Source organism: Falsiporphyromonas endometrii, from assembly GCF_042654485.1.
GTDB lineage: Bacteria > Bacteroidota > Bacteroidia > Bacteroidales > Porphyromonadaceae > Porphyromonas > Porphyromonas endometrii.
Map to the genome: position 1 here is coordinate 1 of NZ_JBHSGO010000035.1, position 13,184 is coordinate 13,184.

General features: G+C 40.1%; 7 protein-coding genes, 1 tRNA gene and 2 pseudogenes. 2 read left to right on the top strand and 8 right to left on the bottom strand.

The window, feature by feature from the left end; genetic code table 11:
• Positions 1-125: 125 nt before the first annotated feature.
• Positions 126-743 (bottom strand): annotated as a pseudogene (locus ACFO3G_RS01800) (MFS transporter); the annotation flags it as partial.
• A gap of 471 nt (positions 744-1,214) precedes the next feature.
• Here ACFO3G_RS01800 and ACFO3G_RS01805 point away from each other — a divergent pair.
• Positions 1,215-4,340, top strand: a complete 3,126-nt coding sequence (locus ACFO3G_RS01805; RefSeq protein ID WP_380077413.1) for a chitobiase/beta-hexosaminidase C-terminal domain-containing protein — start codon at positions 1,215-1,217, stop codon at positions 4,338-4,340.
• A 364-nt stretch (positions 4,341-4,704) separates the two neighbouring features.
• Positions 4,705-5,937, top strand: a pseudogene (locus ACFO3G_RS01810) (IS4 family transposase).
• Positions 5,938-6,221: 284 nt separating this feature from the next.
• On the opposite strand, the gene ACFO3G_RS01815 reads toward ACFO3G_RS01810, so the two are convergent.
• The 7 genes from ACFO3G_RS01815 to prfA all read right to left on the bottom strand — a co-directional run bounded on the left by ACFO3G_RS01815 (position 6,222) and on the right by prfA (position 13,182).
• Positions 6,222-6,308 (bottom strand) — tRNA-Ser (locus ACFO3G_RS01815).
• A 141-nt stretch (positions 6,309-6,449) separates the two neighbouring features.
• Entirely contained in the window at positions 6,450-7,964 is a 1,515-nt protein-coding gene (locus ACFO3G_RS01820; RefSeq protein ID WP_380077415.1) for an NAD(P)H-hydrate dehydratase, read from the bottom strand.
• A gap of 51 nt (positions 7,965-8,015) precedes the next feature.
• The gene (gene lpxA / locus ACFO3G_RS01825) at positions 8,016-8,810 is read right to left on the bottom strand and encodes an acyl-ACP--UDP-N-acetylglucosamine O-acyltransferase (RefSeq protein ID WP_380077417.1); all 795 of its coding nucleotides are present in this window, start codon (positions 8,808-8,810) and stop codon (positions 8,016-8,018) included.
• A gap of 14 nt (positions 8,811-8,824) precedes the next feature.
• Positions 8,825-10,207 carry a bifunctional UDP-3-O-[3-hydroxymyristoyl] N-acetylglucosamine deacetylase/3-hydroxyacyl-ACP dehydratase gene (locus ACFO3G_RS01830; protein ID WP_380077419.1) on the bottom strand — a complete coding sequence of 461 codons (1,383 nt, stop codon included), beginning with the start codon at positions 10,205-10,207 and terminating at the stop codon, positions 8,825-8,827.
• Positions 10,204-11,238 carry a UDP-3-O-(3-hydroxymyristoyl)glucosamine N-acyltransferase gene (gene lpxD / locus ACFO3G_RS01835; RefSeq protein WP_380077443.1) on the bottom strand — a complete coding sequence of 345 codons (1,035 nt, stop codon included), beginning with the start codon at positions 11,236-11,238 and terminating at the stop codon, positions 10,204-10,206. The genes ACFO3G_RS01830 and lpxD overlap by 4 nt, the downstream gene beginning before the upstream one ends.
• A gap of 2 nt (positions 11,239-11,240) precedes the next feature.
• On the bottom strand, positions 11,241-12,071 hold the full coding sequence (gene pyrF, locus ACFO3G_RS01840; protein ID WP_380077421.1) for an orotidine-5'-phosphate decarboxylase: 831 nt from the start codon (positions 12,069-12,071) through the stop codon (positions 11,241-11,243).
• A 25-nt stretch (positions 12,072-12,096) separates the two neighbouring features.
• Positions 12,097-13,182: a peptide chain release factor 1 gene (prfA, locus tag ACFO3G_RS01845; protein ID WP_380077445.1), complete on the bottom strand. Its 1,086-nt coding sequence runs from the start codon at positions 13,180-13,182 to the stop codon at positions 12,097-12,099.
• Positions 13,183-13,184 lie beyond the last annotated feature (2 nt).

A 13,184-nucleotide genomic window follows, 5' to 3' on the forward strand; every position in this document is an offset into this window, starting at 1 on the left:
ATTTCTTCATGCTTAACCATTCGTTTTGACAACATTTCAATGATCTCTTTAGTGTTTTCGAACCGACTTTTGTCAGTTCTATTGTTTAACTTTTAATTTTTCGGTAAAAATTTACCGAAGTATTGTTTGATAAGAATGAAACGATTAAAAACAAGACGTGGCCTTTCTTTGGGTGCAACATAAGGTGTGTGGATAAGCCAGGCACAAATAAAACCAAGTGAACAAGATCCAAAAGCCACAAGAAAAATATAGAAGTAGGGGAGTCCGGAATTATAAATAAACAGCCCGGTCATTGGGCCGATTGACATAGCTACATTTTTAGATAAGCCGAAGTAACCAAGGCCTTCTCCTCTTCGAGAGAAGGGCATTACGTCTATGATAAGTGTATTGTTGCCAACTGTAACAGAGCCAAAAGACATCCCATGAACAATACGAAGGATAACAAATATCAGCAAAGTACCTGCTATTGTATAGCCGGCAAAGATGGTGGCAAAAATAAAATAGGTCAGTAGATAAAAAGGTTTCCTTGAAAATGTGTCGAGGATATATCCGGCAATCGGCCGCATGCAAAGAGCCGCTATCGTATAGCATGAAAGAACAATGCCTACAGTGGTCTTGCTGGAGCCAAATTCATCCATAAGATAAAATGGCAAAACCGGCATAAGCAGCCAGAAACTAAATGTTAGAAGAAAACTTGCCCCAATAATGAGACAAAAATCACGCGATATAAGCTTATCTTTCATAATCCTAAAATCCTTTAAGAACTTGTCCGGTCCTTATTGCTCCAACCATGACTATCGACCAAATCCAATGAGTAAATAGTTATTACTAAAGCCAAAAGTCTAAGAACATTCCACATAACAGAGCCTATCAACAGACCCTCATTTGAGAGCCCAAAAATCAATAGAAAACTCTATCCAACTACCACAAGCTCCCCAAATCATAAAAATACGAAACATATACTACATAGCTACTAAAACAAGATATCAATAAGCCAAGTGCAAATCACAACTATCTTACAATGTGACCATAACGATAGTATCTTATCAATCAGAATTTATGTATTCATAATAGTATATGTAATCTATTAGACCATGGCTAAAAACTGGTTAGGACAAAAATAGTTTTAATATGAATCGTTTTGACGAGATATATATGTTTATTATATTTGATAATCATTTAAATTATTATAGTCTGATTTTAATATTAACAACATGAAGAAATATTTACTTATTGCGTTAACAGCGCTTGTTTATGGATTTTTACATCCATTATTAGCGGAGACACGTACTTGGTCCTTCGAATGGAATAAAAGTAAAAAGGACCCAACATCTCAGGGGTTCTACAATTTTGGAGCTAATTTGGTAGAGAAAGAATTCTATACAACCGAGCTTAATGGACTCACTTGGAATATTAGCTCCAAAGGAACGTATAAGTACGCATACCTGCCAACAGCAGGACAATCAATAGGTACAGCATCACAACCTTCTACTCATACTGAATTGTGGACAAACTCTCTATCGGGTATAATCAAGGCTGTAAGAGTGGTGGCGCGAACAAATAAAGAGCAATTTAAGGCAGACCTAAGTCTTTCTGTTGGCGGAAACAAGTATTTGTGTGACGGCGTTAATCGAGTCGCTATTAATAATAAGCCGGTGACTTATGAGTTTAAGCCTTCTGATTTGGGCTCAGAAGGTAAATTAATGATTGCAATTGATCCAACTTCGAACGAAAAGAGTACCCTGTATATTAAAAGAATAGAAATCGACTATGAAATAGTTCCTTCTGTTGTTAATGCTCCTATTTTTTCACTTCCGGGAGGTATTTATGATAAAGTTCAGGAGGTAACAATATCAGCATTAGATGGAATGAGAGTCTATTATACAACAGACAATTCGAATCCTCGTTTGGAAGAGAATCATCGTCAGCTTTATAAGGAGCCAATTCGTATCGATAAGTCTTTGATCCTCAAAGCAGTTGCGTTCGATGGAACTTCTTATAGCGATGTTGTTCAGGCTGATTATGTGATTCGTATTGATCCTAAGTTGTCATTTACTCAAGATAGTATTTCGTTAATTACAGGACAAGACTCTTTTGCAGATCTTTTGAATCCGTTTAATGTTGAGCCGATAAAGTATTCAAGTTCAGACTGGCGCATATGCTCTGTAGATGGCAAAGGAACTCTTTATAGCTCTTATGTAGAAAAAGAAGAGACTGTTATTATCAAAGCTGTGTTTCCAGGAAATGATACTTACTTACCTGCTCAGGTTTCTATGAAGGTAACGGTTGTTCCTAAAGATCCACTTGCTACCCCGGAGATTAATCCCCTTGGAGGTACATTTTCTGGTCCGGTGGAGGTAAGTATTTCGACTGCTGATGATCGAGCTGTTACGATATGGTATTCAACTGAGGCTAAATCTACAGATGAATTTGAGAATGACTATACTAAGAGTGTTATTACTGAAGGAAAGAAGGTTAGTCTTACTATAGACAAGAGTTGCACATTATATGTAATGACTCGTGGTGATAATGTAAATAGTCCTATTGTGACAGCCGATTATGTTATTAATTCGCCACTGAAGGCTAACTTTACAACAGATAAATCTTTTAAGTCATATTTTTCACAAAATTTTGATAATCAGAAAGATTTAGAAACCTGGCAGGTTGGTTTGGGTTGGAAGTTAGAGAACAAAAACTTCTCTTTGATTGATAAGAATGACAAGTCGTCTATTGCAATTGATTATGAAGGAAGCGGGCAGACAACGCTTACAAGTCCGGAGGTGTTAGTGAAGCCAAAGAGCCTTGTCTCTTTTTATGCATATTTTAGTGGAGTATTCCTTGTTCACGGATCGTGGCAGTTAAATATTATTGATATGGAGACGAACAAGGTAACTCAACTGTTTGATGCTTTTAGTTGGGCTCAGGATAATGGATATACAGGCCCGGCATGGAATAACTTCCAATTGGATCTGGCTGCTTTTGAAGGCAAAAAGGTGAAGTTTGAATTTGTGTATAACTATGGCGGAGAAAATCTGGCACTCGATCAATTCTCTTTGATGGCTGAGGATCCTGAGGCTGTTTCAATAATCCATATTTTTGAAGGAGAAAAGATCACTTTTACAAATACCTCTCTTGGAGAGCCGGATGGCATTGAATGGATTTTCAATGGTGGAACTCCTGCATCCTCTAAAGAGAATAAAGTGGAAGTTACTTATCCGATAGCAGGTGCTTTTGATGTTGTATTGAAAGCTAAAAAGGGAGAAAAGATTGATGTGACAACTCGAAAGAGCTATATCGTTGTATCTAAAAAGGCTCCTGAAGCATTAATCGGACTTCCGGAGGAGGGATATGAGTCTCCATTTGTAGGTGTATTCATTCCTACAAATGTACCTGTTACCTTTAGAGATCTTTCATTGGGGAATCCAACAGCGTGGGAGTGGACATTTCAAAATACAGATGTTAGTAAAAGTAACGAGCAAAACCCTACGGTTACATACCTTGAAAAAGGTCGTTTTAGTGTAGGCCTTTCTGTTAAAAATGAAGCGGGAACCAGTAGAGATATGCTTACATATGCTATTCAGGCAGGTGGGGCTCAAAACGTTTGGAATATATCTACAGATGAAAACAAGAAGCTATCCAAAATCGAATTAGGCTGGTATGGCAATTATGCAGGTTCAAATTGGCTTGGAATAAGACGTTTTGCAGAGCGTTATAAGGCTACTCTTGCCGATGCAACTATTGATAGTGTATCTATCTACTTTGCATCCAATACTACAGTGTCTCCTAATTCTGATATTGTATTAACAATTAATTCCATTGACAAAGCTGGAAACCCTGGTGATATTATTGCTACTACCTCTATTAAGACTTCTGATATCAAATATTCTAATGATGATTATTTGGAAACCTGGTTCCATTTTGAAACTCCAGTAAAGATTGATAAGGGTAAAGAATTCTTCATTGTTATTGGACCATTCCCAAATGTTAGTGATAACGAATCGAATAAGACAGATGATTTGGCAATGTTTTGCTGTAGACGGACTGAAGGTCAGAAATGTACAACATGGCATGAACTCGAAGATCAAGACGAAAAAGGGAATGGACTTGGTACATACAAGTGGATTCAAAATATAGAAGATCCGTTGTCTATGGCTATAGCTCCTGTAGTTACTTATGATAAGAATATTACTTCCGTACAACCTATTCCTGTAAATAATCAGGGAAAAGAGGTTGAATATGTGATTGACATCAATGGTATTAGGGTATCATGCATGCTAAAAGGAGAAGTTTATATTATCCGATATACAGATGGAACTACTGAAAAAGTATTGTATCAGTAACTCAAATTGCTTTTTGCTAAAATGATTTTCAAAATAGAGTGAGTTTATTTATTAGAACGAAATATATTGCTAATTGATGTGGACATTATTATTGTCTGAGAAAAGTGTACTTTTACTCATAGCTGGTTTGGCTCTTTGTTGAATTAAAAAACTAACCATAAAGGACTGTGTCAAGATTGTATTTGGCGCAGTCTTTTGTGTTGTTTGATAATGGAGTATCAATTTTATCCTTATGATGCTCTCTAAAATATATTGCTGTCCGATAAAAATATCACAAAACAAAAAATAAGGGGCTGAACTTCCTTCACAGGAATCAGCCCCAATTGTCTTATCTTTATCATAGGAACTTACAAGAAGAAAGACAATGCACAAAAGTATTCATTTTCTCGGACAGCCGCTCTTTAGCCGGGTCATTAATCTTCTAAAGAAAGAAAAGGTTCTTCAAATAAGCCGTAGTCAGAACGTTACATTAAACGTTTTGATGCATGGACTCACCCGGTGGTGATGCTCTATGGCGTCATCATGCGATTTGACTCTTTGCGGGAAATAACCGCATCCTTACATGCCGAAGCGAGAAAGCTCCGGCATCTCGGCATCTTTATGATGACCTCCCGAAGTACACTTTCCGACGCCAATAAGAGACGTTCAGAAGAGATCTTCGCTGCAATATATCGCGATTTGTATGCCACTTATCACAAACAACTATTATCGGACAGCCGACCGCATGGCGGTAAAGAGCCGGCATGGATGAAACGGTTGAGAATTATAGACTCCACCACCATCTCTTTGTTTTCCAACTTGATTTTCAAAGGAGTCGGACGTCATCCGAAGCATGGCAAGAAGAAAGGGGGAATAAAGGTGCATACGGTCATACAGGCCAATGAGGGAGTGCCCTCCGATATTCGATTTACTTCTGCAGCCACCAATGACTCCTTTATGCTCAAGCCATCTNTCCATGGATAGAGCATATGTAGATTATGAAAAGTTTGAGCAGATGACTCAAAAAGAGATCATGTATGTGACTAAGATGAAGAAGAATCTGAAGTATCATATACTGAAAGACACCATGATACAGACAGAAGATGGTGTAGCGGAACTGCGCATCCAAACAGTCACATTTACAAAAGTCTTAAAAGGCGATCAAGGGGCTATTATCCATCATGCACGCATCATCACCTATGTGGACATTAAAAAGCATCGGCTTATCCCTCTATTGACCAATGATATGGATATGGACCCGAGAGAAATCATAGAGATTTATCGCAAGAGATGGGAAATAGAGTTTCTTTTCAAGCAGCTCAAACAGAACTTTCCTCTTAAATATTTCTATGGGGAGAATGCCAATGCCATCAAAATATAAATTTGGGTAGCGCTCATTGCCAATCCCCTCTTGACAATCATGAAGAAAAGACTTACCCGCTCTTGGAGCTTTTCCGGATTGGCAACCATGGTAAGAATAACCTTGATGTACTATGTCGACTTCTATAGTTTGTTCAATCATCCCGAAAAAGACCGGGAAATACTCCTAAAAGCTCGGGCAGATGCTCCTCCAATACCCTCACTTTTTGATAAGGGGGGGCTTATCTTTAAAAAATGAAATGCTCAACCGCATGTATTCGGCGATTGAGCATCCTTAATATGTCATTTCCAACTTTTATCGGACAGCACTGATTAAAATAATATTGCTACAAAATAAAGTCAGATACCTTTGCAGTAATGAGAGGAGGTGCAATTTTACTTGCCTTCTAATATAAACCATTTGATGTTCCGATGCTCTATCGATATATTCTAGCTTATTGAATGAAGAAATCAAGTAGTTTGATTTCTATGTACACAAAAAAGGGTATAAATCACGCAATATGTGATTTACACCCTTTAGTGCGGAAGCGGGGGGATTCGAACCCCCGGTACGGTTACCCGTACGTCAGTTTAGCAAACTGGTGGTTTCAGCCACTCACCCACACTTCCTTATTGTTGTATCCTTTTGAATACGCGTACAAAGGTAATATTATTTTTGATACAGGCAAGGCTTTTGTATTTAAAATACGGCTTTAATTTTTGTTTGTATTGGTTGTTTTAGTGTTTCCTTTTTGTGATACTATTTGTTTGTCAGTCTCTTAGCTGTCTAAATGCTAATCCAATATGATCTATAATATCTGAAGCAGAAAGGGATTCTTCTGATTCTTTTGCCACATATATATCTCCTGCCAGTCCGTGAATATAGTTTGCCATGATTGCTGCTGTAGAAGGATTGTATCCACAAGAGAGCAATCCGACCAGCATTCCAAACAAAACATCTCCGCTACCACCTGTTGCCATTCCCGGATTGCCTGTTGAGTTGAACGTAACATGTCCACTTGGCATACATGTGGCTGAATATGCCCCTTTGAGTATTACATAGATGTTGTACTTGTATGCTAAGTTTTGTGCTTGTATGATTTGCTCTTCAGAGTTTGTTGAGAATGTGGTTAGTCTTTCGAGTTCTCCCGGGTGAGGTGTAAGTATGCTGTCTTTGGGGATTTTCCTGAGTAGATCTCTATTGTTGGCGATTATATTGAGAGCATCAGCATCAATCACCATTGGCTTTCTGTACTTTTCGAAAAGCGTCTCGAGCATTCTTGCTCCTTCCGGATAATTTCCCAGTCCCGGACCAACACCTATGGTTGTATAATCTTTGTCCAGATTGATTTCTGTATTAAACAATTCATCTGTATCGACTTGACACATAGCTTCCGGTACGACTGTCTGTGCAATGGTGTAGCCACATGAGGGTACATGGAGCGTTAGTTTGCCCAGTCCTGTCTTGATAGCTGCTTTGGCCGATAGGCATGCAGCGCCCATCATCCCTTTGCTTCCTGCTATTATTAGGCTGTGTCCGAATGTTCCTTTGTGAGAGAATTTAGATCGCTCGGTTGAAATTGCCGACATATCTTTATCCTCAACGAGAAAATATTCCGTTTTAATCTCACGCTTTCCCTTTTCGCTCAGCCCGATGGGCAGTATTTTCCACTTGCCTATAAACTTTTCGTTTTCTCTAAAGAAGAATGCCAGCTTAGGAAATTCGAATGTATACGTGTAGTTTGCTTTGACAATTGTATCCGGATTGTTATTCATATTTGATTCTGAAAACAATCCGGATGGTATGTCTATTGCAATAACAGTTGCACTGACACTGTTTATAAATTTGATTAGTGCAGCAAAACCGCCCTCTACCTGTCTGTTGAGTCCGGTACCGAAAATCCCATCAATGATAATAGAGTTGTCTTCAATAATAGGAGGATTAAAGGTCGATGTTATCATCGTAAACCTATTGATTGGACAATGCATAAGTCTTGTCTTGTGCTCTTCACATTCGATGCTTAATTTGTTCGAAGGGTTGAAAAGGTAAGATTCGACTATATATCCATCATTAAGTAGCATCCTGGCAATGGCAAGTGCATCCGCACCATTGTTGCCGGACCCGGCGAAAACATAAATCTTGGTCTGCTTATTATACTTCCTCTTAAATATATTGACAAAGGTGGATGCGGCCCTCTCTACAAGGTCCGTTCCATCTATTGGCTCATTTTTGATGGTGTATTTATCCAATTCGGATATATTGCTTCCTGTAAATATTGGAGTCATATATTTTGCTACGCTAATCTTAAAGCTTATCAATCGTGTAAAACAGATTCCTTAGTCTATTGAACCTCTAACGATACCTCTTTTGGACCCTTTTATGAAGTTAAGAATAAGATTTCTTTCTTCGCATTCGGGTATTTCACTTTCTACCACATCAAGGGCTTCTGAGTTGTTAAGTCCTCTTTGATAGATGGTCCGATATATATCGTTGATTCTGTAAATCTGATCGTTGCTAAATCCTCTTCTTCTGAGTCCAACGATATTGATACCGCAGTAGGCGATAGGTTCTCTTCCGATGAGAGTATATGGCGGAATATCTTTGCCGACTCTTGATCCGCCTTGAATCATCACATGTTGCGAAATGCGGGTAAATTGATGTACCAAAGCTCCTCCACTAACAATTGCCCAATCGTCTATTTCTACCTCTCCGGCTATCTGCGAGGCATTGCCTATAATGATATGATCTTTGAGTACGCAGTCGTGAGCGATGTGGCTGTATGCCATAAGTAGGACATCATTGCCAATGATTGTTGTTCCTTTGGATGCTGTACCTCTATTGACAGTTACACATTCTCTGATTTTACAGCGATCGCCAATGATTGCAGTGCTGTATTCTCCCACAAATTTTAGGTCTTGTGGCTCTCCTGCGATGACTGCATTGCCATGTATAACGCAGTCTTTTCCAATCCGAGCTCCATTGAGTATTTGCGCATGTGCTCTAATTTCGGTCCTATCACCAATTTCAACATCTCCTTCGACATAGGCAAAGGGTCCGATGATGACATCCTTGCCAATTTTAGCTGCCGGGTCGACTGATGCGAGCGGGCTAATTTTAGTATCTACTGCCATTATTTATGCTGTTGTTATTTATTCTTAATGATTTGAGCCATAAACTCTGCTTCACAAGCCAGTGTATCTCCGACAAAAGCCAGGCCTCTCATATTGGCAATACCTCTTCTGATTTCGCTAATATATTTGAGTTTGAATACGAGAGTATCTCCCGGTACAATTTTTCTTCTAAATCTCACATTGTTAATTGCAAGGAAGTAAGTAGAGTAGTCACCTTCCGGCATGGTCCCTAACACGAGTAGTCCTCCGCATTGTGCCATTGCCTCGACGATGAGTACACCCGGCATGATTGGTTCGTCCGGGAAGTGTCCTTGGAAGAATGGTTCGTTGCCTGATACATTTTTGACACCTACGATGTAGTCAGCACCCTCTTCAATTACTTTGTCGACCAATAGGAATGGATATCTGTGTGGAAGAAGTTTTTTGATTTGGTTGATATCCAATATGGGATCGTTGTTTGGATTGTAAGATGGAGCTTGTGATTCGTGAATCTTGATGTCTTTTCTGATTACACGAGCCATCATGTTGTTTACCTTATGTCCGGGGCAGACAGCAATGATATGACCTTTGATGGGCTTACCTATCAAGGCAAGGTCTCCGAGGACATCCAGTAGTTTATGCCGAGCCGGTTCATTCGGGAAACGAAGAGGCTTGTTAGAAAGATACCCTAAGTGTGAAGCATCTCTGGATGGTGCATTAACCAAGTTTGAGAGTGAATCCAGCTCCTCTTGCGGCATCTCTTCGTCATAGATGACAATTGCATTGTCCAAATCACCACCTTTGATAAGTCCGGCTTGCAGAAGTGGTTTAATCTCTCTTACGAAAACGAATGTACGAGCTCCGGCAATTTCCTCTTCAAATTCGCTTAGAGAGTCTATTCTTGCAGATTGGTTTGACAATACAGCTGAAGGGAAATCGATAGATACATCCAATCCAAACTGGTCGTCCGGAAGTAGGATAAGTTTTGACTTGCTGTCCGGAAGTGCAAATTCCAAGCGTTTCTTAACGATGTAAAATTCTCTTCTTGCATCTTGTTCGACAAGTCCTACTTTCTTTATTTCTTGCATATAAATCTCTGCACTACCATCTAAGATGGGAAATTCCGGTGCATTGACTTCTATGATACAATTGTCAATTTCGTTTGCATAGAGAGCTGCCATAGCATGCTCAACCGTGCTTACTGTCACATCTTTTTGGCTAAGTACCGTACCACGATTGGTTTTTGTGACATTCTCAGCGAGTGCTTTTATTTCCGGTTGATTTTCAAGGTCTATACGTTTTATGATATAACCGGTGTTAATCGGTGCCGGATTGAATGTGATATGTATCTCCAATCCGGTGTGCAACCCTTTGCCGTCAAGGCTAAATGGAGCACTTAATGTCTTTTGCTTTATCATTTGGATGAAAGTTTTTCGATCAATTTTTCAAGTTTATCCAGGCGTTTGCTCATTTCCGGAAGCCTTTTCATCATGGCTATTGAGCGGAACGCTTCTCTTACAGGCATACCGGGAGATCCCAATAGTTGAGATCCATCCTCGATATCACTCATTATTCCGGTCTGTCCGGCCAGGCTGACTTTGTTACCAATCTTGATGTGTCCACTTAGTCCTACCTGTCCTCCAAACATACACCAATCTCCTACATGTGAAGAACCAGCCATGCCCACTTGTGCTGCCATTACGGTGTGTTGACCGACCGTACAATTGTGTGCCACTTGGATCAGGTTGTCAAGTTTTGTCCCTTTTCCTATTTTGGTGCTTCCCATCGCAGCACGGTCTATACAGGTGTTTGCTCCAATTTCGACATCGTCTTCCAAAACGGCATTGCCAAGTTGTGGAATTTTGTGATAACCATCAGCTTCCGGAGCAAATCCAAATCCATCTGCACCTATTACGCTTCCTGCGTGGATGATGCATCTATTGCCTATTTCGCAGTCGTGATAAATCGTTACATGTGGATAGATGATGCAGTTTTCTCCAATTTTTGCATTATCACCGATATATGCATGAGGATAGATTCGGCATCCTTTGGCTATCTGTACATTTTTGCCGATGTAGGCAAAAGCACCCATATAGCAATCTTCCGGCAGTTTGACAGATGGGTCTACAAATGCAAGTTTATCAACTCCACTCTCTTGTTTTTGTGTGAATGAATTGGCAAGTTGCATAAGACTGGCCAACGCTGCATAGGCATCCGGCACTCTGATAAGTGTCAGTTTAATTTCCTGTGAAGGTTTAAAGCTCTCATTGACAAGCGCCGCAGATGCCTTAGTCTCGTATAGATAGTGTTCATATTTTGGGTTTGCAAGGAATGTGAGTCCTCCTTGCTGTCCCTCTTCAATTTTGCAGAATGTATTTACCTCTACACCCGGATCTCCATCTACTGATCCATGAAGATATTCTGCAATCTGTTGAACTGTAAATTTCATCATCAAATAATTCCTTTGTTTATTAGCCCTTCTTCCATTTTGTGACGAATCTTTTCTGCTTCGTCAGCAGCGCGTGCCGCAAAATGTTCGGAAGAGTCTGCATAAATAATACCTCTTGAAGAATTGACGATGAGTCCGCATTGGTCGTTCATCCCATTCGCCATCACTTCTTCTATGCCTCCTCCTTGTGCACCTACGCCAGGGACAAGCAAGAAACTGTCAGGGACAATTGCTCTGACTTTCTTGAGCATTTCTGCCTTTGTTGCACCAACCACATACATAAGTTGATCGCTATGCTCCCATGTTTGAGAGATGCGGAGTACTCTTTCGAAAAGGTATTCGCCATCGGCAGATTGCATCATTTGGAAATCGTCCGATCCTTTGTTGCTCGTCAGTGCTAATAGGATCACCCATTTGTCAGGATATTTGAGGAATGGGGAAACACTGTCTTCGCCCATATATGGAGACACTGTCACTGCATCTACTTTGCCGTGATCAAAAAACGATTGAGCATACATATCACTTGTATTGCCAATATCTCCTCTTTTTGCATCAGCTATAATGAGATGTTGAGGATAATGTTCTTTGATATAATCCACAGTTCTTATAAATGCACTCAGACCAAAAGTTCCCATACTTTCATAAAAAGCCAGGTTTGGTTTGAATGCTATACACGAAGGTGCCGTAGCATCGATGATAGCTTGATTGAAAGCGAAGATTGGATCGTCTTCTTTGTGAAGATGCTTGGGAATCTTTTGCAAATCGGTGTCTAATCCTACACAGAGAAATGAACGCTTTTCTCTAATACTATTGAGTAAATCTTTGCTGGTCATATACCTTTAGATTTTGATTGTTCTTTTAATAGTTGGCCTCTTTGAGACGTTCAAAGTTTTCTGCCATAATGAGTTGATCCAGAATTGGCTGAAGTTTGCCATCCATTACGGTCGGAAGATTGTGAACCGTAAAGTTGATACGATGATCTGTTACACGACCTTGTGGAAAATTATATGTGCGAATCTTTGCCGAACGGTCTCCGGTGGAAACCATGGTTTTCCTTTTGGCTGCCACTTCATCTAAATACTTCTGATGTTCCATATTATATATACGGGAGCGAAGCTCAATCATAGCTTTAGCCTTGTTTTTAATTTGTGACTTTTGATCTTGACATTGCACTGTGATACCGGTGGGAATATGTACCAATCGAATGGCCGAATAGGTTGTATTGACCGATTGACCACCCGGTCCACTCGAGCAAAAGATGTCGCAACGAATGTCTGATTCTTTCAGGTCCACATCAAACTCTTCGGCTTGTGGCAATACAGCCACTGTCGCAGCAGAAGTATGTATGCGACCTTGAGTCTCGGTCTGTGGTACTCTTTGTACGCGATGCACTCCGGATTCATATTTGAGAATCCCATATGCTCCCGGTCCGCTTACGGTGAAGATGATTTCTTTGAATCCTCCCGTTGAGCCTTCATTGGAGTCTGTGACCTCAATTTTCCAACCTTTCTCATCGCAAAACTTAGAATACATTCTGAAGAGGTCTCCTGCAAAGAGGGCTGCTTCATCGCCTCCGGTACCTCCTCTTATTTCCATGATGCAGTCCTTTTCATCTTCCGGATCTGCAGGAACAAGAAGGAGTTTGATCTGTTGCTCCATTTTAGGAAGAGCTTCTTGAGCCTCTTCCAACTGAATCCTTGCCAGTTGTTTTAACTCTTCGTCAGTCCCATGATCTATAACTTCTTGGGCTTCGGATTCTTCAGAAAGGATTTGCTTGTATTGGGCTCCGGCCTTAGTAATCTTTTCTAAGTCTCTATATTCCTTATTAAGAGATACAAAACGCTTTTGATCGGCGATGATCTCCGGGTCCGCAATCATTGTGCTGACCTCTTTGAATCTTGCCTCTAACTCATCCAGCCTGGTTGTTATATTATTTGTCGGTATCT